Annotated in this window: 19 protein-coding genes; 6 read left to right on the top strand and 13 right to left on the bottom strand. The window is 58.9% G+C overall.

What is annotated here, in order from left to right; genetic code table 11:
• Positions 1 to 8: 8 nt before the first annotated feature.
• The 6 genes from ssuD to ACYZUA_RS03820 all read right to left on the bottom strand — a co-directional run bounded on the left by ssuD (position 9) and on the right by ACYZUA_RS03820 (position 7116).
• Positions 9 to 1157, bottom strand: coding sequence for an FMNH2-dependent alkanesulfonate monooxygenase (gene ssuD, locus ACYZUA_RS03845; protein WP_461962133.1), 1149 nt, complete (start codon positions 1155 to 1157; stop codon positions 9 to 11).
• A 25-nt stretch (positions 1158 to 1182) separates the two neighbouring features.
• Entirely contained in the window at positions 1183 to 2148 is a 966-nt protein-coding gene (locus ACYZUA_RS03840) for a sulfonate ABC transporter substrate-binding protein (protein ID WP_461962132.1), read from the bottom strand.
• A 90-nt stretch (positions 2149 to 2238) separates the two neighbouring features.
• The gene (gene ssuE / locus ACYZUA_RS03835) at positions 2239 to 2832 is read right to left on the bottom strand and encodes an NADPH-dependent FMN reductase (protein ID WP_008150435.1); all 594 of its coding nucleotides are present in this window, start codon (positions 2830 to 2832) and stop codon (positions 2239 to 2241) included.
• A gap of 316 nt (positions 2833 to 3148) precedes the next feature.
• On the bottom strand, positions 3149 to 3787 hold the full coding sequence (locus tag ACYZUA_RS03830) for a peroxiredoxin (RefSeq protein ID WP_046053759.1): 639 nt from the start codon (positions 3785 to 3787) through the stop codon (positions 3149 to 3151).
• Positions 3788 to 4082: 295 nt separating this feature from the next.
• The gene (locus ACYZUA_RS03825; RefSeq protein WP_461962131.1) at positions 4083 to 5426 is read right to left on the bottom strand and encodes an OprD family porin; all 1344 of its coding nucleotides are present in this window, start codon (positions 5424 to 5426) and stop codon (positions 4083 to 4085) included.
• Positions 5427 to 5778: 352 nt separating this feature from the next.
• Positions 5779 to 7116 carry an OprD family porin gene (locus tag ACYZUA_RS03820; RefSeq protein WP_461962130.1) on the bottom strand — a complete coding sequence of 446 codons (1338 nt, stop codon included), beginning with the start codon at positions 7114 to 7116 and terminating at the stop codon, positions 5779 to 5781.
• Positions 7117 to 7465: 349 nt separating this feature from the next.
• Here ACYZUA_RS03820 and tauA point away from each other — a divergent pair, with 349 nt between their 5' ends.
• Positions 7466 to 8455, top strand: a complete 990-nt coding sequence (tauA, locus tag ACYZUA_RS03815) for a taurine ABC transporter substrate-binding protein (protein ID WP_461962129.1) — start codon at positions 7466 to 7468, stop codon at positions 8453 to 8455.
• A gap of 129 nt (positions 8456 to 8584) precedes the next feature.
• Here tauA and argA read toward each other — a convergent pair whose 3' ends face one another.
• Positions 8585 to 9883, bottom strand: coding sequence for an amino-acid N-acetyltransferase (argA, locus tag ACYZUA_RS03810; protein ID WP_033060603.1), 1299 nt, complete (start codon positions 9881 to 9883; stop codon positions 8585 to 8587).
• Between the two features lie 268 nt (positions 9884 to 10151).
• Positions 10152 to 11315, bottom strand: a complete 1164-nt coding sequence (gene argE / locus ACYZUA_RS03805) for an acetylornithine deacetylase (protein ID WP_461962128.1) — start codon at positions 11313 to 11315, stop codon at positions 10152 to 10154.
• Positions 11316 to 11471: 156 nt separating this feature from the next.
• On the opposite strand from argE, the gene ACYZUA_RS03800 reads away from it, so the two are divergent.
• On the top strand, positions 11472 to 12839 hold the full coding sequence (locus tag ACYZUA_RS03800) for a CYTH domain-containing protein (protein WP_461962127.1): 1368 nt from the start codon (positions 11472 to 11474) through the stop codon (positions 12837 to 12839).
• A gap of 123 nt (positions 12840 to 12962) precedes the next feature.
• On the opposite strand, the gene ACYZUA_RS03795 is transcribed toward ACYZUA_RS03800, so the two are convergent.
• Positions 12963 to 13427, bottom strand: coding sequence for an Lrp/AsnC family transcriptional regulator (locus ACYZUA_RS03795; RefSeq protein WP_046045137.1), 465 nt, complete (start codon positions 13425 to 13427; stop codon positions 12963 to 12965).
• A gap of 126 nt (positions 13428 to 13553) precedes the next feature.
• Between ACYZUA_RS03795 and ACYZUA_RS03790 the strand changes: the two genes are divergently transcribed.
• The 4 genes from ACYZUA_RS03790 to ACYZUA_RS03775 all read left to right on the top strand — a co-directional run bounded on the left by ACYZUA_RS03790 (position 13554) and on the right by ACYZUA_RS03775 (position 17036).
• Positions 13554 to 13892, top strand: a complete 339-nt coding sequence (locus ACYZUA_RS03790; RefSeq protein ID WP_461962126.1) for a hypothetical protein — start codon at positions 13554 to 13556, stop codon at positions 13890 to 13892.
• A gap of 90 nt (positions 13893 to 13982) precedes the next feature.
• Positions 13983 to 15767: a GspE/PulE family protein gene (locus ACYZUA_RS03785; RefSeq protein ID WP_461962125.1), complete on the top strand. Its 1785-nt coding sequence runs from the start codon at positions 13983 to 13985 to the stop codon at positions 15765 to 15767.
• A 73-nt stretch (positions 15768 to 15840) separates the two neighbouring features.
• On the top strand, positions 15841 to 16158 hold the full coding sequence (locus tag ACYZUA_RS03780) for a DUF2388 domain-containing protein (protein ID WP_309677102.1): 318 nt from the start codon (positions 15841 to 15843) through the stop codon (positions 16156 to 16158).
• 212 nt (positions 16159 to 16370) lie between these two features.
• Entirely contained in the window at positions 16371 to 17036 is a 666-nt protein-coding gene (locus ACYZUA_RS03775) for an outer membrane protein (RefSeq protein WP_461962124.1), read from the top strand.
• A 66-nt stretch (positions 17037 to 17102) separates the two neighbouring features.
• Here the strand turns inward: ACYZUA_RS03775 and gcvP are convergent, their stop codons facing one another.
• The 4 genes from gcvP to ACYZUA_RS03755 form a co-directional block, all read right to left on the bottom strand.
• Positions 17103 to 19976 (bottom strand): aminomethyl-transferring glycine dehydrogenase, encoded by a 2874-nt coding sequence (gene gcvP / locus ACYZUA_RS03770; protein WP_461962123.1) that lies wholly within the window; start codon positions 19974 to 19976, stop codon positions 17103 to 17105.
• 276 nt (positions 19977 to 20252) lie between these two features.
• Positions 20253 to 20636, bottom strand: coding sequence for a glycine cleavage system protein GcvH (gcvH, locus tag ACYZUA_RS03765; RefSeq protein WP_461962122.1), 384 nt, complete (start codon positions 20634 to 20636; stop codon positions 20253 to 20255).
• A gap of 50 nt (positions 20637 to 20686) precedes the next feature.
• Positions 20687 to 21769, bottom strand: coding sequence for a glycine cleavage system aminomethyltransferase GcvT (gene gcvT / locus ACYZUA_RS03760; protein ID WP_046045131.1), 1083 nt, complete (start codon positions 21767 to 21769; stop codon positions 20687 to 20689).
• A 156-nt stretch (positions 21770 to 21925) separates the two neighbouring features.
• On the bottom strand, positions 21926 to 23542 hold the full coding sequence (locus ACYZUA_RS03755; RefSeq protein WP_461962121.1) for an ABC transporter permease: 1617 nt from the start codon (positions 23540 to 23542) through the stop codon (positions 21926 to 21928).
• Positions 23543 to 23666: the final 124 nt, after the last annotated feature.

Genomic DNA, 23666 nt, shown 5'->3' with positions numbered 1-23666 from the left:
GACGCGCCTCAGCTCTGCGACGCGGCTTTGGGGAGGATGTCGTTGGCGACCATCTCACCAAACGGGCTGACATAACCGGCGCTTTTCGGCAGTTCCGGACGCTCGATATCGAGGTGCGGGAACAGCAATTCGGCGACGCGGTAAGACTCTTCCAGGTGTGGGTAACCGGAGAAGATGAACGTGTCGATGCCCAGGTCCGCGTATTCCTTCACGCGAGCGGCCACGGTCGGACCGTCGCCCACCAATGCTGTACCAGCACCGCCACGCACCAGACCGACACCGGCCCACAGGTTGGGGCTGACTTCCAGGTTGTCACGGCTGCCGCCATGCAGCGCCGCCATGCGTTGCTGACCGACCGAGTCGAAGCGCGCCAGAGAAGCCTGGGCGCGAGCGATGGTGTCGTCGTCCAGGTGAGAGATCAGCCGATCCGCCGCTTGCCAGGCTTCGGCATTGGTTTCACGAACGATCACATGCAGACGAATCCCGAAGCGCACGGTGCGACCGAGCTTCGCGGCTTTGGCGCGCACTTGCTCGATCTTCTCGGCAACGGCGGCCGGCGGTTCGCCCCAGGTCAGGACCATTTCGACCTGCTCTGCCGCGAGGTCTAGCGCCGCTTCCGAAGAACCGCCGAAGTACAGCGGCGGACGCGGTTGCTGGATCGGCGGGTAGAGCAGTTTGGCGCCCTTCACGCTGATGTGCTGACCGTCGTAATCGACGGTCTCGCCTTCCAGCACGCGGCGCCAGATACGGGTGAATTCCACCGAGGCTTGATAGCGTTCTTCATGAGTCAGGAACAAACCGTCGCCGGCCAATTCCTCCGGATCACCGCCGGTGACCAGGTTGAACAGCGCACGACCGCCGGACAGGCGATCCAGCGTCGCAGCCTGACGCGCTGCCACCGTCGGGGAAATGATCCCGGGGCGCAGGGCGACGAGGAATTTCAAACGCTGGGTCACTGGGATCAGCGACGCGGCCACCAGCCACGAATCTTCGCAAGAGCGACCCGTAGGAATCAGCACCCCGCCGAAGCCCAGACGATCCGCCGCTTGCGCGACTTGTTGCAGATAACCGTGGTCGACGGCGCGAGCGCCTTCGGTGGTGCCAAGGTAATGGCCGTCACCGTGGGTAGGCAGGAACCAGAAGATATTGAGGCTCATGGAGTGGTCTCCTTAGGGATTCGAATTACTGAGCTTTGGCAACGGCCGCAGGAGGCGTCCAGATCACGTCTTTGATGCTCAACTGTTTCGGGATCAGCTTGAGCTGGTAGAAGCTGTCGGCGATTTTCTGTTGCGCGGCGACCACCTCAGGCGTGAGGAACAGCGCGCCGTAGCCTTGGCGTTTCACCGACGTCAGGGTGATGTCCGCCGGCAGGCCGAGCAGTGGCGAGACTTGTTTGGTCACGTCTTCGGGGTTGGCCTTGGACCATTCGCCCACGGCGCGCACTTCTTCCACGAGGGTCTTGATCACCTCAGGATTTTTCTGCGCATAAGGCTTGGTCGCGAGGTAGAACTGATGGTTGTCGACGATGCCTTGGCCATCACGCAGAGTGCGTGCCTGCAACTGTTGTTCGGCGGCGGCCTGGTACGGGTCCCAGATCACCCAGGCATCGACGCTGCCACGTTCGAACGCAGCGCGGGCATCGGCCGGCGGCAGGAATACGGTCTGAATGTCGGTGTATTTGAGGCCGGCATCTTCCAGTGCGCGGACCAGCAGGTAGTGAACGTTGGAGCCTTTGTTCAGGACGACTTTCTTGCCCTTGAGCTCCTGCACCGATTTGATCGGCGAGTCCTTCGGCACCAGGATCGCTTCGCTGTGCGGCGCTGGCGGTTCGTAGGCGACATAGAGCAGATCGGCGCCGGCGGCTTGAGCGAATACCGGTGGCGTTTCACCCGTAACGCCAAAGTCGATGGAGCCGACGTTCAGGCCTTCGAGCAGTTGCGGGCCGCCGGGGAATTCAGTCCATCGCACGTCCACGCCTTGGGCGGCGAGGCGTTTTTCGAGTGTGCCTTTGGCTTTGAGCAGCACCAGCGTGCCGTATTTTTGATAACCGATCCGAAGCGTCTCGGCTTGAGCTTGAGTAATGGCGCCGAAGGTTACAGCCGCAGCAAACAGAGCGACCAGACCACGACGCAAAATGACAGTGCGCATGGCGCTCTCCTTTTTGCAGTTGGGTTTTGGCTGCACCTGCTTGGCCGTTGGCGGCTGAGTAAGGTGAGTACTTCAAATTGGGGGTAAGGCTTAAATGCTCCAGCGAGCACTCAACAAACGTTCGTTCAACAGGTTCGGATCGATCGGCTTGGGCCGTCGGGCCATGGCGCTGAAAAACAGCTCCAGCGATTCATTCAGTCGTTCTTCCAGCTCCGGTGCCAACTGCGCCTGGACGCTGCCCTCGCCGTAAGCGATCTGGCTGTCTACGGCAAAAATCCCGTGGAGCATTTCCTGGGCTTTCAACGCCGACAATACCGGCTTGAGCGCGTAATCAACCGCCAGCATGTGGGCGATGCTGCCACCGGTGGCCATTGGCAACACCACTTTGTGGGCCAGGGCGCGTTCGGGCAGCAGGTCCAGCACGGTTTTCAATGCGCCGGAGAATGAAGCTTTGTAGACCGGCGTTGCGATCAGCAGGCCGTCGGCGTTTTCAATCTGTTGCAGCAGGTCGATCACCTTCGGGCTGTCGAAGCGTGCATGCAGCAAGTCTTCGGCCGGGAAGTCCCGCACCTGGTAACTCACCACTTCCACACCTTGCTCCTGCAACCAGCGTTGGGAGCGCTCCAGCAGCACCCCGGAACGGGAGCGTTGGCTGGGACTGCCACCGAGTGAGACGACCAGCATTCAGACGATTCCTTGAACGGTGTTGGCGATTCGCGGCTTGCGATCTCGCTTTGATGGAAGTGACCTTAACAGGTGATTGTTATATCCATAAATCATATTTATTCATTTGGTTATTCGTTAAAGTTCTATATGAAATGGCTTTTTCCGGTCAAAAAAAAGGCCGTAAAAACGGCCTGAAATCCCCTGCTTTATGTATACGGTTCCCCGCCCTTGTAGGAGCAAGGCTTGCCCGCGATGGCGTCATCCCTGACGCCAGAAATACCGAGTCGTTCTCATCGCGGGCAAGCCTTGCTCCTACAGGGATGGTTATCTCAAATCAACGATTCGGCTGTGGTGTCAGACGCAGGTACGGTTTCACCGCGCGATAGCCCTTGGGAAAGCGTTTGTTGATTTCGTCTTCGTCCTTGAGTGACGGCACGATCACCACTTCATCACCGTCCTGCCAGTTGGCCGGGGTGGCCACCTTGTAGTTGTCGGTGAGTTGCAGCGAGTCGATCACTCGCAGAATTTCATGGAAGTTACGGCCGGTGCTCGCCGGGTAGGTGATGGTCAGCCGAACCTTTTTGTTCGGGTCGATCACGAACAGCGATCGCACGGTCAGGGTGTCGTTGGCATTTGGATGGATCAGGTCGTAGAGGTCCGAAACCTTGCGGTCGGCGTCGGCCAGGATCGGGAAGTTGACCAAGGTGTTCTGGGTTTCGTTGATGTCTTCGATCCACTTGTGGTGCGAATCCACCGGATCAACCGACAGGGCAATAGCTTTCACACCGCGCTGCGCAAACTCGTCCTTGAGCTTGGCAGTGAAGCCCAACTCGGTGGTGCACACCGGGGTGAAGTCCGCCGGATGGGAAAACAGCACGCCCCAGCTATCGCCCAGCCATTCGTGGAAACGGAGGGTGCCGGCGCTGGAATCCTGTTCGAAGTCGGGGGCGATATCGCCCAGTCTGAGGCTCATGGTGCTGCTCCTGGTGAGTGCTTGTTGAGGTCAACTGTGCCTGCATTTCTTATTCATTAAAAAGAATAAATATCGATTTGTTTAGATCGTAAATGAATATTAAAAATGTGTTCACTGGACCTCCGCAACGGTCAGGACGACTATCACCCACAAGGTTCGAGAAGGCCTTGAGTTGCTGCACAAAGAGGGAAATGTCGAGGAGGGTTTACGGGGGTGAGCCTGACTTGAAAACGCAAAAGCCCCGCCCGGCGAGATGCCGGGCGGGGCTTTTTTTTCAGCGGTTACGCGAGCGCTATTACAGCAGCGGGATCGAGTAGCTGACGATCAGGCGGTTTTCGTCCTGGTCGCGTTGGCCCGGGATGTTGGTGCGCCATGTAGCGTTTTTCCACATCAGGCCAACGTTTTTCAACGGGCCTTCCGGTACAACGTAACCAACAGTCAGATCGCGTTCCCATTCGGAGCTATCAGTGCTCGCTGGGGAACGGGTATCGATGTTGTCGCCATGCAAGTAAACCATACCGGCGGTCAAGCCAGGCACGCCAACCTTGGCGAAGTCATACGAGTAGCGTGCCTGCCAGGTACGTTCACCGGCACGGGCAAACTTGGCGATCTGGCTGTCGGTAGTCAGGTAAGCCGACGAGCCGTCACCCTGGTTCAACCAAGGGAAGTCGCTGCTGCCGTTGCTGACCTGATAGCCGCCGCCGAAGGTGTGGCCGGCAACGGTATATAGAAACAGGCCGCTATACAGGTTGTTGTCGACCTTACCTTTACCGTTGCCGGTGCTGTTGTAGTTACCGTTGCTGTAATAGGCCGGAGTGTTGCTATTCAGACCGTCATCGGAGCTGTTGAAATAACGCAGGTCAGACTTCAACACGCCCGGACCGATCGACCAGTTGTGCACCAGACCCAGGAAGTGCTGCTTGTAGAAGTCTTCCAGATTGCCGTAGTAGTACTGGGCAGTCAGGTCTTTGGTGATCTTGTAGTCGCCACCGGCGTAGATGAACTTGTTGCTGTTGGCGGTACGCGCGGAAGCGCCGCCGATAGACATTTGTTCATTGTTGCTGGAGTTACGACCTTTGACGTGCTCGATCTGACCGCCGATCAAAGTCAGGTCCTTGATTTCGCCCGAAGTGATCTGACCGCCCTGGAAGGTTTGTGGCAGCAGACGACCGTCGTTGGTCACGATAACCGGCAGTTTTGGCTGCAGGGTACCCAGCTTCAGTTCAGTCTGGGAAATCTTGGCTTTGGCAGTCAGGCCCAGGCTGGAGAAGTTATCAACCGCTTCGCCGTTGGATTCGCTTGGGAAAACGGTGCCGCCATAAGCGCTACCAGGGCTGCCATTGGCGTTAACGTTGCCATTAGTGCCGCCGCCCGAATCCAGACGTACACCCAGCAGGCCGATAGCATCGATACCGAAGCCGACGGTGCCTTGGGTGTAGCCGGAGATGAAGCGCAGGTCGAAGCCTTGGCCCCATTCTTCGTTTCTGCTTGGATCGGCAGCACCGCTACGGTTATCGGTGTTGATGTAGAAGTTACGCAGCCCCAAAGTAGCTTTGCTGTCTTCGATGAAACCGGCGGCGCCTGCCTGCTGCGCCATAACCCCTACGGCCACAGCCAGGGCCAAGGTGGACTTGTTCATTTGTTTCGCTCCTATCGTTTCTAATTCTTTAGGTCCTGGGTCGAATGCCCTGGATCCTGAAAATGCTCGGTGAGTGCCAGACCGTGTGACTACAGCGATGGCCTGCCCCTGTGATTTTGGCCCGCATAATAAACACAAAAAGAATTATTTCATTATTTTTCATGCCATTCAGGAATATAGCTTCGCGCTATTACGCTGAGTCGGGACACAAGGTATCGGCTCATAAGCCAACCACTTTAGGTGTTTGGCCTAAAAGCTAAAAAGAATAAAAAATTACTAAGCAAGCTCTATTTGGAATATGTAAATCACAAAAAAAAGCCTCGCTAGCGGGCGAGACTTTTTCTAATGGTTTTTACAGGAAGCTGTAGGTGTAATTGAGGATCAGACGGGTCTGGTCCTTGTCGGCAATGCCGGCTGCGTCGCCACGGTAAACGCCATGACGCACCGTTGCACCCAAGCCTTTGAGCGCGCCTTGCTGAATGGTGTAGTCCACCCGCATGTCGCGTTCCCACTCGGACGCATCGCTGCCACCGGTTGCGGATTTGATGTTTTCGCCCTTCAAGTAAGCCACGGACGCTTTCAGACCCGGCACACCCGCAGCGGCGAAATCGTAGGAGTATTGACCGAAGGTGGTGTTTTCACCGGCACGGACAAAACCGTTGATCATGGCATCGGTGAACAGATAGAAGCTCGCGCCTCCGTTCGCTTCCGGACGACCATTGCCATCAACCACGTTGCCCTGGTTCAGGTAGACGAAACCGCCGTCATCGCTGACGCGCTGGTGACCGAGCAAGAAGGCATTGCCACCCAGGGTGTAGGTGAACATGGCGCTCCAGGTCTTGTTATCGACCTCGCCCGGAGTCTTGGCGAAACCACCGTTGTTGTTGAAGCGGTAACCGGGGTCGCCGTTCTTGCCATCGGAGCTGCTGTCAAAATAGCGCAGGTCTGTCTTGAAGGACTGTTTGGCGTCGATCGGGTAAACGTGAATCAAGCCAAGGAAATCCTGCTTGTAGTAATCCTTCAGATTCGAGTGGTAGTACTGCAGGGTCAGGTCCTTGGTGACCTTCCAGTCAGCACCGGCGTAACGGAACTGGTTGCTGTCCTGAGTACCGCCAGCCACGGCCAGGCCGGTGGAGTTTGAAGAGGCGCGACCCGCCGAGTGCTCCAACTGACCCACGTTGAGGGTCACGTTGTCGATTTCCTTCGAGGTGACGGTGCCACCGTCAAAGGTCTGTGGCAGCAGGCGGCTGTCGTTTGCTACCAGAATCGGCATGTTCGGTTGCAGAGCACCGCCCAGGTGGGCCTCGGTCTTCGAGAAGCGGGCCTTTACGTTAGCCGCCGCACGGCTCCACTCGTGCACAGCCGAACCATCGGTGTCACTTGGGAAGAACGTGTTGTTGTTGGCTGGATGGTGACCTTTGCCGCCGTCCAGATGGATACCCACGAGAGCCTGGGCGTCGATACCGAAGCCGACCGTACCTTGGGTGAAACCGGACAGGTAATCGAACTTGAGGCCTTCAGCGGTCTCTCTCTGATCCGAGCCACCGGCATCGCGGTTATCGTCGTTGTAATACATGGTGCGAGAACTGACGGAAGCTTTGCTGTCTTCAATGAAACCGGCGGCGCCTGCCTGCTGCGCCAAAACTCCGACGGCCACAGCCACGCCCAGAGCCAAGGTGGACTTGTTCATTGTTCACTCCTCTCGTTTCTAATTCTTGTGTTCCTGGTCCTGGGTCATATGCCCGGGCTCCTAAGATCCGCGATTAGCGCCAGACCGTGACTCACAAGTCAATCGTAACTATGTGTGTCTACGACCATGGTCTAACCCCCAACAAATTCCTTCCTTACCGGGCCATAAACCCAAAAAGAATCACCCAATTCTTTTTCATGCCGTTTAGGAATTTAGCGCCGCACCACTCCTTGAGCCGGGACACGGGCGCCGGCTCATAAGCTAATTCCTAAAGGGTATTTATTAGCCTTTTTTTAGATCGATTAGCTTTGATGCAATTCACGATCAATCCCTATCGAAAGGCAGCGCCATGACGACGAAACGCGCACTATCCGGCCCAATTGTTACAGTTTGTGTGTCGCTAATAATTTCCTTTAGCGCTCACGCGGCGAACCTCACGATCGGTTATCAAACCGGCATCGACCCCAGCAAAGTCCCCCAGGCAGACGGACTGTACGAGAAAACCCTAGGCCAGAAAATTGACTGGCGTCGTTTCAATAGCGGCCCGGAAGTGGTTACTGCCATTGCTTCTGGCGATGTACAGATTGGCAATCTCGGCTCCAGTCCGCTGGCAGCCGCTGCTTCGCGCAATCTGCCCATCGTTGCGTTCATTGTTTCCGCCCAGATCAACGCCGCTGAAGCCCTCGTGGTACGCAACGGCAGTGGCATTGATAAACCGGAAGATCTGATCGGCAAGACCATCGCCACACCTTTCGTTTCAACCTCACACTACAGTTTGCTGGGTGCGCTGAAGCACTGGGGCCTGGATGCATCGAAAGTCAAAGTGGTGAACTTGCAACCGGCAGAAATCGCAGCGGCGTGGAAGCGGGGTGATATTGACGGTGCGTTTGTCTGGTCACCCGCGCTGGGGGAAATTCGCAAGACTGGCAAGACTTTGACCGACGCTGCACAGGTCGGCCAATGGGGTGCGCCGACCTTCGAAGTCTGGGTCGCGCGCAAGGATTACGCCGAGAAGCACCCAGAGGTTGTGGCCAAATTCGCCAAGGTCACGCTGGACTCGTTCGCCGACTATGCCGCGCATAAGGACAGCTGGACTGCTGACTCGGTACCGGTACAAAAAATCGCCAAACTGACCGGTGCCAATGCCATCGATGTGCCGGAGTTGCTCGCCGGTTCCACGTTCCCGGATGCGAAAGCCCAACAGACCACCGCGCTGCTGGACGGCGGCACGGCCAAGGCGATTGGTGAAACGGCGAAGTTCTTGAAGGAACAAGGGAAGGTTGAAACGGTGCTGCCGGACTATTCACCGTATGTCAGCGCGAAGTACGTCACTGAATAACGCCCCGCCCCTGTAGGAGCGAGCGGTGCGGCGATCCGACTTGCCCGCGAAGCAGACGACACGATTTATAGGTTGTCCTTGATGACGCCTTCGCGGGCAAGCCTCGCTCCTACGGAGGGCATAGCCGTATTAGAGGGTTTTTTCGAAGATCTTCGAATTACGCTGATAGTTGTACAGCGACGCCCGCGCCGACGGCAGACGCTCAACACTGCTCGGCACAAACCCACGCTCGCGAAACCAGTGAGCGGTCCGGGTCGTCAGTACGAACAAGGTTTTCAGCCCCTGCGCCCGGGCGCGGGTTTCGATGCGCTCCAGCAGTTCATCACCACGACCGCCATGGCGATACTCCGGGTTCACCGCCAGACACGCCAACTCCCCCGCATCCGAATCAGCAATCTGATACAGCGCCGCACACGCGATGATCATGCCTTCGCGCTCGACCACACTGAACTGCTCGATCTCACGCTCCAGCACCTCGCGGGAACGCCGCACCAGAATGCCCTGCTCTTCCAGCGGGCTGATCAAATCCAGCAAACCACCGACGTCTTCGATCGCCGCTTCGCGCACAACCTCGAATTGCTCCTGGGCCACCAGCGTACCGCCACCGTCGCGGGTGAACAGTTCGGTCAGCAGCGCGCCGTCTTCGGCGTAGCTGACGATATGACTGCGAGCCACACCGCCGCGACAGGCCTCAGCCGCCGCATCCAACAGCTCTGCCTGATAGTTGCTGCCCAGACGCTGCAAATGCGCCGGCACTTGTTGCGGACGCAACTCACGAACCAGGCGACCGTTTTCATCGATCAAACCCAGGTCGGCGCCAAACAACAGCAGCTTGTCCGCCCCCAGATCGATGGCCGCGCGAGTGGCGACGTCTTCGCAGGCGAGGTTGAAAATCTCACCGGTCGGCGAGTAACCCAGTGGCGACAACAGCACGATGGAACGCTCATCCAGCAGGCGATTGATGCCCTTGCGGTCCACCCGACGCACTTCGCCGGTGTGGTGATAGTCGACGCCTTCGAGCACGCCGATCGGCCGCGCCGTGACCAGGTTGCCGCTGGCAACCCGCAGACGCGAGCCCTGCATTGGCGATGAAGCCATGTCCATCGACAGCCGCGCTTCGATGGCGATACGCAGCTGGCCCACCGCATCGATCACACACTCCAGCGTCGCGGCATCGGTGATGCGCATGCCGTGGTGGTAATGCGGGGTCAGGCCGCGCGTAGCCAGGCGGGTTTCAATTTGCGGACGGGAACCGTGAACCAGCACCAATCGCACGCCCAGACTGTGCAACAGCACCAGGTCGTGGACGATATTGCCGAAGTTCGGGTGCTCCACGCCGTCGCCGGGCAGCATGACGACGAAGGTGCAATCACGGTGGGCATTGATGTAAGGCGAAGCGTGACGAAGCCAATTAACGTATTCGGGCATGAACCTGGGCCTGTAATAAATAGCAGCCAAAAAATGGGCGAAACAGAAAAACGCACAGCGGGCTGATGGTTATCGTCGGAACAGGCTTGGCGACACGCGCGCTCTCCTCATGAATACGGGTTTGGACATTGGCAATTTATAATGCACAAACCCTGTAGGAGCCGAGCTTGGTCCGGGCGGCGTTCCGACGATAGCGGTGGGCCAGCCAACATTAATGTTGAATGTAATGCCGTCATCGTCGGAACGCCGCCCGGACCAAGCTCAGCTCCTACAAGGATTGCATTGCGGCCGGTGTCAGACAGTAATGTTGAATCAGTTGACGTAATAGATGCACCGTAGGCTGCAAACGTGACATTTCGAGGTATTCCCCCGGTTGGTGCGCACAGGCGATGTCGCCAGGGCCGAGCACCAGGGTTTCGCAGCCAAGGCTCTGAAGATAAGGTGCTTCGGTGCCGAACGCCACTGCTTCGGCACGATGACCGGTGAGCTTTTCCGCGACCCGGACCAATTCTGCGTCCTCGGCCTGCTCGAACGGCGGCACTTCGGGGAACAGCGGCGCGTAATCAATCTTTACCTTATGCCACTCGGCAATGGGCTTGAGCTTCTGCAGAATCTCCGCGCGCAGGGCATTGGGGTCCATGCCCGGCAACGGACGCAGATCAAACTCCAGCGAACACTGGCCGCAAATGCGGTTGGGGTTATCGCCGCCATGAATACAGCCGAAATTCAGGGTCGGCGTCGGCACGCTGAACTGTGGATTACGGAACTCACGCTGCCACGCCAACCGCAAACCGCGCAGCTCACCGATGGCGTCGTGCATGGCTTCGAGGGCGCTGTGGCCGAGGCGCGGATCCGAGGAGTGGCCGCTCTGACCGAGGATGTCGATGCGCTCCATCATGATGCCTTTGTGCATGCGGATCGGCTTGAGCCCGGTCGGCTCGCCGATCACCGCCGCACGACCGAGCGGACGCCCGGCTTCGGCCAAGGCACGAGCGCCGGACATCGAGCTTTCTTCATCACAGGTGGCAAGGATCAACAGCGGTTGCTTGAACGGCTGATCGAGCAGAGGAATGACGGCTTCGATGGCCAGGGCGAAAAAGCCCTTCATGTCGCAACTGCCCAGACCCACCCAACGGCCATCGACTTCGGTCAGCTTCAGCGGATCGGTCTGCCACAACGCACCATCGAACGGCACCGTGTCACTGTGACCGGCCAGCACCAGGCCACCGGGGCCGGAACCAAAACTGGCCAGCAGATTGAATTTGCCGGGGCTGACCTGCTGGATATCACAGGCAAAACCCAGATCGCCGAGCCACGTCGCCAGCAAATCAATCACCGGACGGTTGCTTTGATCGAGTCTGGCCTGCGTACAGCTGACGGACGGCGCAGCGATCAGCGCAGCGAACTGATCTTTCATGGACGGCAAAGGCATCGCTGACTCCCAACTCCCTATTTGAACTCCATCATAGAACCATCCGGCGACAGGAATAAACCGTCGCGGCGCGTAGGACGGAGAGTCCTGTACACTGCACGACCTTGGCAGCCACACATTCCCCCGGCTGCGCTCCCGATCCTGGATTTTCCGGCCATGCAGAAAGAAACCGAAATCAAACTCCGCGTCAGCCGAGAAACTCTCGCTGCCCTGCGCGAGCACCCGCTCCTGAAAAAACGCAACAAAAGTGGCTGGGAACGCCGTGAGTTGATGAATCAGTACTTCGACACGCCTGAGCGCGACCTGGCCCGCGCCAAGGTTGCCCTGCGCCTGCGCCGCGATGGCGAAGAAGTGATTCAGACCCTCAAGACCCGCGGCCAGAGCGTTGCCGGTTTGTCCGAGCGTAACGAATACGACTGGAACCTGCCCAAAGCCAAGCTCGACGTGAAGAAACTCGACGGCGAATGCTGGCCTGAAGAGTTGGCCGAGCTGGACAAGAAAACCCTGAAGCCGATCTTCACCACCGATTTCGTCCGCGAACGCGCTGAAATCGCCTGGGGCCGTGGCAAGACCAAAGTGGTCATCGAAGCTGCGCTGGACCTCGGCCACGTGGTGGTCGGCAAGCAGAAAGAAGAAATCTGCGAACTGGAACTGGAACTTCGCGAAGGCGAGCCGGCCGCTCTGCTGGAACTGGCCGCCGAACTGGCCGCGACTCTCGCCCTGATGCCGTGTGACATCAGCAAGGCCGAGCGCGGTTATCGCTTGTACGACGCCAACAGCTATTCATTGAGCCTGCCAGCGCCACAGATCACCGCCGAAATGCCGCTGGACGACGCTTTCGCCGCGCTGAGCTGGCACTTGCTGAGCAGCAGCCAGCGTCTGGCCGAGCAGTATCGTTTCAACGGTCACTGGCGCCTGTTGCAGGACTGGGTCGAAAACCTGGCTGAATTGCGCGCGCTGCTGAGTAGCCTGGGCCAAGCCGCGCCACGTCAATCGACGCACGATCTGCGCGTCGCGCTGGATGCCTTGCTCGAAGACTGGCGTCCGCTGGTGCAAGCCGGTGTCGACGACGAAGACGTGCGCAAAGCCGCGCCGGAGCAGTTCCTCGAAGAACTGGAAGATCCGCGTTGGGGCTTGTTCTCGCTGAACACTTCGCGCTGGTTGCTGGCCCGCACTTGGGCGGCTGATCGCAACGTCCGTGGCAATCGCCAGGGCGCTGCGCAATTGGGCAGCTGGTTGCCGCGTTTGCTGGGTGAGGAAGCGACTTCCCTGCAACTGCAGCGTTACCAGCAACAACCAGAAGACCTGGCCGAGCAACTGCCGCGCATCGAGCGCATCCAGGCCTGGCTGCACCACGCCCGCAGCGTGCTGGACATCCCGGAAATGGATCGCCTGTACGGTGAGCTGAAACAGCTTGCTCAATTGGCGAACGAGCCGATCACCGATGAATCGCTGGATGCGCGCAAGCAGCAGGCGATTGCGGTGTATCAGAATCGTGCGTGGAAGATGCTGCTGCGTATGTAAGGACGCCATCGCGGGCAAGCCTTGCTCCTACAGGTTTTTCGTCAAACCCAATTGGGAGACCGACTCAAATCCTGTAGGAGCAAGGCTTGCCCGCGATGAGGCCAGCCCATTCACCGCAAAGCTTCAGACCGGCAAACTCGTCGTGGATTTGATTTCCGACAACGCCACGATCGAGTTCACCTCCTGAATCCCCGGCACCATCGACAGCTTCTCGAAGAAAAACCGCTCATACGCCTCGATGTCCGCCGTCACAATCCTCAGCAAGAAATCCACCGACCCCATCAGCACATAACATTCCAGCACTTCGGGAAAGCCGCGAATCGCCTCGGTGAATTCGGTGAAGTTCGAACGCCCGTGAGCGTTGAGTTTGATTTCGGCAAAGATCTGCGTGTTCAGCCCGATTTTCTTCCGGTCGAGCAAGGTTACCTGTCCACGAATGATCCCCTCCTCCTTCATTCGCTGAATCCGCCGCCAGCACGGCGACTGCGACAACCCCACCTGTTCCGCAATCTGCGCACTGGAAAGCGAAGCGTCCTCTTGCAGCAACGCGAGAATCTTGCGGTCGTAGCCATCCAGCTCGCTATGCATAAAAAAACCTTTAATTGATAACTTACCGAATCAAGCAATTCAAACAATCGCCAATAAGCCCAATCATAGATAAGAAATGCCCGGCACCGAATGTAAAAATTCCTCCACTGATTTTGGAGACCGACCATGCCGCATCTAGAAGCCGTCAACACCCCGCGCACCCGCGCCGATGTCTGGAACGTCAGCAACGCCCACTGCCGCGTTCACTATCAAATGCTGGCCGAGGCCGAACCGGATCTGCTGTGCCGGGCGCTCAACCTGTTCGCTTTGCAGTTTCTGACGCCGCAACAGGTCAACGTGCAGCGGATGGACGATCTACTATCGATCGACATCGTGATGGACGGCCTGAGCTGGCACCGCGCCCAGGTGATCGCGGAAAAATTACGTAACCTGATCAGCGTCTGTTCGGTTGAGCTGCAAGCGGCTGATTGCGCGTGGGATGAACCGGCTCAGGCGGCGGGCTGAAAAAACTCGACACGGCTTCGTCGGGTAGTGGCCCAACGGTCTTCGGCTCCGCGACTATCCTTTGCGAACTGTTGTTCATGAGGAGCCCGCATGTCCGTTCAACTTGCCATTCAGGACCGCTGGCTGGATCTCAATGATTTGCTGCGTGAACTGGTCGCCCAAGGTTTCATCAGCCAGGACTCGGCCGAACACGCGCTCAATGCTCGACGCCGTCACGCCGCCAATGGCCAGATGCACCCGCTGGAATTCATCGCCAGCCAACTCCTGGACGATCTCAGCCGTCCCGGCAAACACCTCGATCTGGAAAGCCTGACGCTTTGGCTGTCACAGCAGGCCGGCCAGCCTTATCTGCGTATCGACCCGCTGAAAATCAACGTGGCGGCGATTACGCCGCTGATGTCCTACGCCTTCGCCCAGCGTCACAAGATTCTTGCGGTGTCCATCGACCGCGACGCAGTCACCGTGGCCAGCGCCCAGCCCTACGTCACCGGCTGGGAAGCCGACCTGACCCACGTGCTGAAACTGCCGATCAAGCGTGTGGTGGCCAACCCGGTCGACATCCAGCGCTTCAGCGTGGAGTTCTTCCGTCTGGCCAAATCGGTCAGCGGCGCGACCAATGCCGATCAGCAACTGAACACCCTGGGCAATTTCGAACAGTTGCTCAACCTCGGCGCCAGCGACCAGGAACCGGACGCCAACGACGCGCACATTGTCAACATCGTCGACTGGTTGTTCCAGTACGCGTTCCAGCAGCGCGCCAGCGATATCCACATCGAACCGCGGCGTGAACAAGGCACAGTGCGCTTTCGCATCGACGGCGTGCTGCACAACGTCTATCAATTCCCGCCGCAAGTGACCATGGCGATCGTCAGCCGCCTGAAAAGCCTCGGGCGGATGAACGTCGCGGAAAAACGCAAACCCCAGGACGGCCGGGTGAAAACCAAGACCCCGGACGGTGGCGAAGTCGAGTTGCGGCTGTCGACATTGCCTACTGCATTTGGCGAAAAAATGGTCATGCGGATCTTCGATCCGGAAGTACTGCTCAAGAACTTTGATCAGTTGGGCTTCTCCGCCGATGACCTGCGCCGCTGGCAAGACATGACGAGCCAGCCCAACGGCATCATTCTGGTCACCGGCCCGACCGGTTCCGGCAAGACCACCACGCTCTACACCACCCTGAAAAAACTGGCGACGCCGGAGGTCAACCTCTGCACCATCGAAGACCCGATCGAAATGGTCGAGCCAGCCTTCAACCAGATGCAGGTCCAACACAACATCGACCTGACCTTTGCCGCCGGTGTGCGCGCGCTGATGCGACAGGATCCGGACATCATCATGATCGGTGAGATCCGTGATCTGGAAACCGCTGAAATGGCAATCCAGGCTGCGCTCACGGGCCACTTGGTGCTGTCGACGCTGCACACCAACGATGCGCCGAGCGCGATCAGCCGCTTACTGGAGCTGGGCGTGCCGCATTACCTGATCAAAGCCACGGTGCTCGGCGTCATGGCCCAGCGCCTGGTCCGCACCTTGTGCTCGCATTGCAAGGCGCCGCTGATGCTGGGTGAAGAAGACTGGCAAACCTTGACCCGGCCCTGGCAGGCACCGTTGCCGAACAACGCACATCGCGCCATCGGTTGCCTTGAATGCCGCGATACCGGTTACCGCGGCCGCGCCGGGGTTTACGAAATCATGCAGCTGACGGACGGCGTCAAAGCGCTGATCAGCCCCGACACCGATTTGCTGGCGGTGCGGCGTCAGGCGTTCAAGGAAGGCATGCGCAGTTTGCGATTGTCAGGGGCGCAAAAAGTCGCAGCGGGTTTCACGACCATTGAGGAGGTATTGCGGGTGACGCCACAGAGCGAACAAAAGTAGGCGCGGCCGTTATGGAACTCGATTGGGGAATTGGCAATCCAACGCCGTAGTTAACCCAGTGGAGTCACCCTATATGCGTTTCAAACTTGCTATCGCTACCATCGCCTTGTTGTCCCTTCCTGTCGGTTCGGCGATGGCCGATAGCTTTTGGCGTAACGTCATCTCATCCGGTGCGACTACCGGTTCGACCTACCTGACCTTCAAGGATCACAAGCTGATCGTTGCCGCCCAGGACGATGCCGGCAGCTTTGTCGCCAGTGACGGCGGCATTCGCGGTCCATACCTGGAGGCCGCGATGCAGAAAGTCCGCGCCGACAACCCTGGCCTGCAGGCCACGGACATGGAACTGGCGAACGCGATCCTGGCGAAGAATGCCGTCGCGTCGAATTAAGATTTACTGCTGAACAAAAATGCCGCTCTCAATGAGCGGCATTTTTTTTGAACCAGAGAAATTGCGCAGCTATTTCCTACGTAGGCTAACGCCAAAACACCGACATACAGACGAGTTTTCACCGACCTACTGATGAAAGCTCTGATATGAGCACCAGACGTGCGAACTCAAACTTTGTCGATTCGGATTACCCCACAAGCGAATCGACTCACATGAAAAAACCAGTCTTATCTTTACTTCTGCTGGCCGCCTACAGTCACGTTTCCCACGCGGAAGGCCTGTACGGCTCGTTAAAAATCCAGAGTGTCCAGCAAGACCTTGCCGGCGCCCTGCTCACAAGTCCCAGGGTGAACAACCGTATCGTCAGTCCGGAGCGCAACAAAGATGTCGGAGGCTCCGTTGCGCTCGGCTATGAGTTCATAGGTGGCTGGCGCCTGGAAAGCGAGTACACCATCAAGCAGGACTCGGAGTTCAAGAGTTACTGGGCGCCATTCAACGCCAACGTTAACAACATGCAGGTCTCATCCAAGCGCCTGATGCTCAATGCCTATAAGGACTTCCCCTTGACCCAAAGCCTATCGCTGTACGCCATGGCCGGCGCAGGCGTGGCCCATATCAATTCCGAAGGCTATCAGTCCAACCCTTCACGTCGATTTGCCAACAATACCCAAAACAATTTCGCCTACACCCTGGGCGTCGGTGCAGACCTCAAACTGACCCGGCAAATTACTGTCGGCACCGGCTACCGCTATGTCGACATGGGTAAGGTTGAAACCGGCTATAACACCTTCGCCAACCGCATCAATGCGCGGGACGAACAACTAAAGGGCAAGCTTCGAGAGCAGAATCTTTACGTTGAAGCTCGGTTGTCGTTCTGATTCATGACTCAAAAAAATGCCGCTCTCCATGAGCGGCATTTTTTTGCCCGAATACAAAACGGTGTGTCAGCGGTAATCATCCACCGGGACGCAAGCGCAAAACAGGTTCCGATCGCCGTAGACGTTGTCCACCCGATTCACCACCGGCCAGTACTTATGCGCCTTGGTGTGAGCATCCGGCGTCACTGCCTGCTCGATGCTGTAGGGCCGCTCCCAAACCCCGGTGATATCCGCCAAGGTATGCGGCGAACGATTCAGCGGGTTGTCATCGGCCGGCCAGTTGCCGTTCTGCACCTCGGTGATTTCCGCGCGGATACTCAGCATCGCCCCGATAAAGCGGTCTAGCTCTGCCTTCGATTCACTTTCGGTGGGTTCCACCATCAAGGTCCCCGGCACCGGAAACGACATGGTCGGCGCATGGAATCCATAGTCCATCAGCCGCTTGGCGACGTCCTCCTCGCTGATCCCGGTCAGCGCCTTGAGTGGCCGCAGGTCAAGAATGCATTCGTGCGCCACCCGCTCGTTGCGCCCGGTGTAAAGCACCGGAAACGCCCCGGACAAGTGCTGCGCCAGGTAATTCGCGGCGAGGATCGCCACCTCACTGGCATCCGCCAATTGCGGCCCCATCATCGCGATGTACATCCAACTGATCGGCAGGATGCTCGCGCTGCCCCAGGGCGCTGCGCTGACTGCGCCGTTTTGCGCCAGCGGCCCGTCAATCGGCACCACCGGGTGATTGGCCACGAACGGCGCCAGATGCGCCCGCACACCAATCGGCCCCATGCCCGGCCCGCCGCCCCCGTGGGGAATACAGAAAGTCTTGTGCAGGTTCATGTGGGACACGTCGGCGCCGATGTCCGCCGGGCGCGCCAGTCCGACCTGAGCGTTGAGGTTGGCGCCATCCATGTAAACCTGGCCGCCGTGGCTGTGGATAACTTCGCAGATTTCGCTGATGCCTTCCTCGTATACACCGTGGGTCGAAGGGTACGTCGCCATCAGGCAGGCGAGTTTATCTCCGGCCTCTGCGGCTTTGCCTTTGAGGTCATCCAGATCAACGTTGCCCGCCTCGTCGCACTCGACGATCACCACGCGCATGCCGGCCATCTGCGCCGACGCCGGGTTGGTGCCGTGGGCCGAGGACGGGATCAGGCAGATATCCCGCGCGCCCTCATGACGACTTTCGTGATATTTACGAATCGCCAGCAACCCGGCGTACTCGCCTTGGGCCCCGGAGTTGGGTTGCATACAGATCGCATCGAAACCGGTAATCGCGCAGAGCCAGCGCTCCAGCTCCTCGATCATCAGCGAATAACCGACCGCCTGCTCTTTCGGCACAAACGGGTGCAGGTTGGCGAACTGCGGCCATGTGATCGGGATCATCTCGCTGGTAGCGTTGAGCTTCATGGTGCAAGAGCCCAGCGGGATCATCGATTGATTGAGCGCCAGGTCCTTGTTCTCCAGTTGCTTGAGGTAGCGCAGCATTTCGGTTTCGCTGTGATGGGCGCTAAACACCGGGTGGCGCAAATACGGCGAGGTACGCAGCAGACCTGCGGGAATGCCGGAAGCAAGGGTTTCAGCGTCCAGTTCGTCGACGTTCAGCCCATGATCGGAACCGAGGAACACATCAAACAACTTCGCGACAGTGGATTCGTCGGAGGTTTCGTCGAGGCTCAGCCCCAACTGCCCGCGCCCGAGGATGCGCAAATTGATCTGCGCGGCCTGGGCACTTTCGATGATTGCCGTCTGAGTACCACCGACCTCCAGCGTCAGCGTGTCGAAAAAGTGTCTGTTGAGACGGCTGATGCCGCGGCGCTCCAGGCCGGCGGCGAGGATGCTGGTCAGCCGATGGACGCGCTGGGCGATGCGTTTGAGCCCTTCAGGACCGTGGTAGACCGCATAGAAACTGGCAATGTTGGCCAGCAGCACCTGAGCGGTGCAAATGTTCGAGTTGGCTTTCTCCCGACGGATATGTTGCTCGCGGGTTTGCAGGGCCATGCGCAGGGCGACGTTGCCGCGAGCGTCCTTCGACACACCGATGATCCGCCCGGGGATCGCCCGTTTGTACTCATCGCGACTGGCAAAAAACGCCGCGTGAGGGCCGCCGTAACCCATGGGTACGCCGAAACGCTGGGATGAACCGAACACCACATCGGCGCCCAACTCCCCCGGCGGCGTCAGTAACAGCAGACTCAGCAGATCCGTTGCGACACACGCCAAGGCTTGCTGCGCATGCAGATGATCGATCAAGGGACGAAGATCGCGGATCTCGCCGTGGGTGTCGGGATATTGCAGGAGCGCGCCGAACACCTCGTGCTGTTTCAAGTTATCCACAGTGTCGATGATCAGCTCGAAGCCGAACCCTTCGGCTCGGGTCTGGACCACGGAAATGGTCTGCGGATGACAGTTTTCGTCGACGAAGAACAGATTGCTCCTGGACTTGGCGACACGCTTGGCCAGTGCCATGGCTTCCGCCGCCGCCGTGGCTTCGTCCAGCAGCGAGGCGTTGGCCAGTTCCAGGCCGGTGAGGTCGATGGTCAATTGCTGGAAATTCAGCAGCGCTTCGAGCCGGCCCTGGGCGATCTCTGGTTGATACGGCGTGTACGCGGTGTACCAACCGGGATTTTCCAGCACGTTGCGCACAATGACAGTCGGCGTAAGGGTGCCGTGGTAGCCCATGCCGATCAGGCTGGTCCAGACCTGGTTTTGCTCGGCGTAACCCCGCAGTTTGGCCAGCGCGGCTTCTTCGTCGAGCGCGGGTGGCAGGTCGAGCGGCCTGTTCAGGCGGATTCCCGGCGGCACCGTCTGCTCGATCAACTCGACCCGGCTGCCGAGACCGAGGCTGTCGAGCATCGCCTGTTGCTCGGCGGCATCGGGCCCGAGGTGGCGGCGAAGGAAGGCATTGGGGTCGCGTAACTGGCTCAAGGACGGCAACTGGGACATGACGGGCTCTCTCTTGACTGGCGCTCAACGTCGATGCAACACGGTCAAACCAGCATAGCAGTCGATGCGAACCTCTCGAAAATCAGGCGTTAATCAAGTGCCCGCGCGTTATCGTTCTTCGCGGGCAAGCCTTGCTCCTACAGGTTGTGCGGCGGTCACAAAACCCGAGGTCACCGTAATTCTGTAAGAGCAAGGCTTGCCCGCGATTTTTTGGCGCGAAGCGACAAAAACTGAAAAGCCCCGACAAGTCGGGGCTTTGGGGATGACGCTTAAGGCTTACTCGCCGATGGCGGTCTTGTAGGCATCCGGGTCGAGCAGGTTGTCCAGCTCAGACGTATCGCTTGGCTCAAGTTTGAATATCCAGCTGTCATAAGGCGCGCTGTTGAGCAGTTCCGGGTTGCTGGCCAATTCTTCGTTAACGGCAATGACTGTACCGGAAACTGGCGAGTAGATATCCGACGCGGCCTTGACCGACTCGACGACACCCGCAGCCTCACCGGCAGCGAACACTTTGCCGATTTCCGGCAGTTCAACGAACACTACGTCACCCAAGGCTTCCTGAGCATGGTCTGAAATACCCACTTTCACGCCGCCATCATGGTCTAGACGGGCCCATTCGTGACTTTCGGCAAAACGCAGGTCGACAGGGATTTCGCTCATGTTCTGTGTCCTCAAGAAAAATGTCAGCGGTCATTGCCCGCCAAAAAAGGTTAGATCAAGGTTTTGCCATGGCGTACGAAGGTCGGTTTGACCACTCGGACCGGGTACCACTTGCCACGGATTTCCACTTCTGCGCGGTCGGCTGTCGCCATCGGCACGCGCGCCAGTGCAATCGACTTGCTAAGCGTAGGAGAGAAACTACCACTGGTGATCTCCCCTTCGCCAACATTGGCGATGCGGACCACTTGATGAGCGCGCAAAACCCCACGCTCCTCAAGGACCAGACCGACCAGTTTGTGCTGCACGCCACCCGCTCGCTCGGCTTCTAGCGCGCTGCGACCGATGAACTGGCGAGTGGCCGGTTCCCAGGCAATGCTCCAGGCCATGTTGGAGGCCAGTGGTGAAACGTCTTGGTGAATGTCCTGACCATAGAGGTTCATGCCGGCTTCGACCCGCAGAGTATCGCGCGCCCCGAGGCCGATCGGCGAGATGCCCGCGCCCACCAGGTCGTTGAAGAATCCTGGCGCTTGATTGGCCGGCAGAACGATTTCCAGGCCATCTTCACCGGTGTAACCGGTGCGCGCGATGAACCAGTCGCCATCGGCCTGGCCTTCGAAGGGCTTGAGCATCTGAATCAGGTTGCCGCGGGACTGGGTCACCAGTTCGGAGATTTTGTGCCGGGCCTGTGGGCCTTGAATAGCCAGCATCGCCAACTCGGAGCGCTCGTTGAGCTGCACCTTGAAGCCATCGAGGTGAGCCTGCATCCAGGCGAGGTCCTGATTACGGGTGGAGGCGTTGACCACCAACCGATAACCTTCGTCGAGACGGTAGACGATCATGTCGTCGACGATGCCGCCGCGCTCGTTGAGCATGGTGCTGTACAAGGCACGGCCAGGGCTGTGCAGACGTTCGACGTCATTGGCCAGCAAATGCTGGAGCCAGGCCTTGGCCTGAGGGCCGCTGACATCGATCACGGTCATGTGGGATACATCGAAAACCCCGCAATCGCGACGCACCTGATGGTGTTCCTCGACCTGCGAGCCGTAATGCAAAGGCATATCCCAACCGCCAAAATCGACCATCTTCGCGCCGAGGGCGAGATGAAGGTCATACAGAGGCGTGCGCTGTCCCATGGGTTTCTCCTTCCGGGCGTGGCGAAGGTGCGGGCCGGTGCTGCACGGCGTGAAAGCCTTGAAATAGAAGGCTTCCAGCCGATTTCAGCTACCTGGTCCGTAGGACGGACCGCACCGAATGCCGCGCATTGTAGCCTCAAGGTGTAGGACTGGCACCTAGGCGTTTCGATGCGCCGAACGTCGAATCAATCCGATGACCGGTAGCAGGCCAACCAAAACCAGAGTCAAGGCCGGCAAAGAGGCCCTCGCCCATTCGCCTTCGCTGGTCATTTCGAAGATGCGTACCGCCAGCGTATCCCAGCCAAACGGGCGCATCAGCAGGGTCGCGGGCATTTCCTTGAGCACATCGACGAACACCAGCAACGCAGCGCTCAACGTTCCTGGCAGCAATAACGGCAGATACACTTTGAAAAACAGTCGTGGCCCACTGACGCCAAGGCTACGTGCCGCTTCGGGCAAAGATGGCCGTATTCGCGCCAGACTGCTTTCCAGCGGTCCATAAGCCACCGCGATGAAACGCACCAGATAGGCCAGCAACAACGCCGAGAGGCTGCCCAGCAACAATGGCTTGCCGGCGCCGCCCAACCAGCCCGATAACGGGATCACCAGTTCGCGGTCCAGGTAACTGAACGCCAGCATGATCGACACCGCCAGCACCGAACCCGGCAAGGCGTAACCGAGGTTAGCCAGGCTGATGCCGGAGCGGATCGCTCGGGTCGGGGCCAGACGTCGGGCAAACACCAGCACTAAAGCAACACTGACGGTAATCAGCGCCGCCATGCCGCCCAGGTACAGGGTATGGACGATCAGCCCCGCGTAACGCTCATCCAGGTCGAAGCGCCCGCGCTGCCAGAACCACACCACCAGTTGAAGCACTGGAATGACGAAAGCGCAGGCGAACACCAGACCGCACCAACTCATGGCCGCCAGCGCCTTGAAACCGCGCAGGTGATACAGCGCCTTGACCCGAGGTCGTTCGTTACTCGCCCGGTTGGCCCCGCGAGCGCGGCGCTCGCCGTACAGCACGACCATCACCACCAGCAGCAACAGGCTGGCCAGTTGCGCGGCGGTGGAGAGACTGAAAAATCCGTACCAGGTCTTGTAGATGGCGGTCGTGAACGTGTCGAAGTTGAACACCGACACCGCACCGAAATCCGCCAGGGTTTCCATCAGCGCCAGCGCCACGCCAGCCCCGATGGCCGGGCGCGCCATGGGCAGCGCGACTCGCCAGAACGCTTGCCACGGGGATTGCCCCAGGACGCGCGCCGCTTCCATCAAGCCTTTGCCCTGCGCCAGGAACGCGGTTCGCGCCAACAGGTAAACGTAGGGGTAGAAGACCAGCACCAGAACCAGAATCACACCGCCGGTGGAGCGCACGCGCGGCAACCTCAAGCCCGTGCCGAACCATTCGCGCAACAGGGTTTGCACGGGGCCGGCAAAATCCAGCAAGCCGACGAAGACGAAAGCCAGCACGTAGGCGGGAATGGCGAATGGCAGCATCAGCGCCCAGTCCAGCCAACGCCGACCGGGGAATTCGCAAAGGCTGGTGAGCCAGGCGAGGCTCACGCCCAAAAGCGTTACGCCGATGCCGACGCCGAGCACCAGGGTCAGGGTATTGCCCAGCAGGCGTGGCATCTGGGTATCCCAGAGATGGGACCAGATTTGATGATCGATGGTTTGCCATGACAACAGCAGAACGCTAAGTGGCAGCAGGACCAGCGCAGCGATGGCGAAGACCAGTGGATACCAGCGGCGTTGGGCGGGGTGGGCCACGTTAAGGTCTCTGAGATGGTGAGTTTGGTGTCTGGGTTCAAGATCGCCCCCTCACCCTAACCCTCTCCCCAAGGGGCGAGGGGACTGACCGCGGCGTTTATTTGAAATGCTGCGACCGGAAATT

It is taken from the genome of Pseudomonas sp. LS2P72, assembly GCF_054897865.1.
The sequence above is the reverse complement of the archived record's forward strand: the minus strand, read 5'-3'. Positions and strand labels throughout refer to the sequence as shown.

What these genes read in the sequence shown, in the direction of transcription:
- ssuD (WP_461962133.1), bottom strand. Translation starts at nt 1,157, where the DNA reads ATGAGCCTCAATATCTTCTGGTTCCTGCCTACCCACGGTGACGGCCAT.
- ACYZUA_RS03840 (WP_461962132.1), bottom strand. Translation starts at nt 2,148, where the DNA reads ATGCGCACTGTCATTTTGCGTCGTGGTCTGGTCGCTCTGTTTGCTGCG.
- ssuE (WP_008150435.1), bottom strand. Translation starts at nt 2,832, where the DNA reads ATGCTGGTCGTCTCACTCGGTGGCAGTCCCAGCCAACGCTCCCGTTCC.
- ACYZUA_RS03830 (WP_046053759.1), bottom strand. Translation starts at nt 3,787, where the DNA reads ATGAGCCTCAGACTGGGCGATATCGCCCCCGACTTCGAACAGGATTCC.
- ACYZUA_RS03825 (WP_461962131.1), bottom strand. Translation starts at nt 5,426, where the DNA reads ATGAACAAGTCCACCTTGGCCCTGGCTGTGGCCGTAGGGGTTATGGCG.
- ACYZUA_RS03820 (WP_461962130.1), bottom strand. Translation starts at nt 7,116, where the DNA reads ATGAACAAGTCCACCTTGGCTCTGGGCGTGGCTGTGGCCGTCGGAGTT.
- tauA (WP_461962129.1), top strand. Translation starts at nt 7,466, where the DNA reads ATGACGACGAAACGCGCACTATCCGGCCCAATTGTTACAGTTTGTGTG.
- argA (WP_033060603.1), bottom strand. Translation starts at nt 9,883, where the DNA reads ATGCCCGAATACGTTAATTGGCTTCGTCACGCTTCGCCTTACATCAAT.
- argE (WP_461962128.1), bottom strand. Translation starts at nt 11,315, where the DNA reads ATGCCTTTGCCGTCCATGAAAGATCAGTTCGCTGCGCTGATCGCTGCG.
- ACYZUA_RS03800 (WP_461962127.1), top strand. Translation starts at nt 11,472, where the DNA reads ATGCAGAAAGAAACCGAAATCAAACTCCGCGTCAGCCGAGAAACTCTC.
- ACYZUA_RS03795 (WP_046045137.1), bottom strand. Translation starts at nt 13,427, where the DNA reads ATGCATAGCGAGCTGGATGGCTACGACCGCAAGATTCTCGCGTTGCTG.
- ACYZUA_RS03790 (WP_461962126.1), top strand. Translation starts at nt 13,554, where the DNA reads ATGCCGCATCTAGAAGCCGTCAACACCCCGCGCACCCGCGCCGATGTC.
- ACYZUA_RS03785 (WP_461962125.1), top strand. Translation starts at nt 13,983, where the DNA reads ATGTCCGTTCAACTTGCCATTCAGGACCGCTGGCTGGATCTCAATGAT.
- ACYZUA_RS03780 (WP_309677102.1), top strand. Translation starts at nt 15,841, where the DNA reads ATGCGTTTCAAACTTGCTATCGCTACCATCGCCTTGTTGTCCCTTCCT.
- ACYZUA_RS03775 (WP_461962124.1), top strand. Translation starts at nt 16,371, where the DNA reads ATGAAAAAACCAGTCTTATCTTTACTTCTGCTGGCCGCCTACAGTCAC.
- gcvP (WP_461962123.1), bottom strand. Translation starts at nt 19,976, where the DNA reads ATGTCCCAGTTGCCGTCCTTGAGCCAGTTACGCGACCCCAATGCCTTC.
- gcvH (WP_461962122.1), bottom strand. Translation starts at nt 20,636, where the DNA reads ATGAGCGAAATCCCTGTCGACCTGCGTTTTGCCGAAAGTCACGAATGG.
- gcvT (WP_046045131.1), bottom strand. Translation starts at nt 21,769, where the DNA reads ATGGGACAGCGCACGCCTCTGTATGACCTTCATCTCGCCCTCGGCGCG.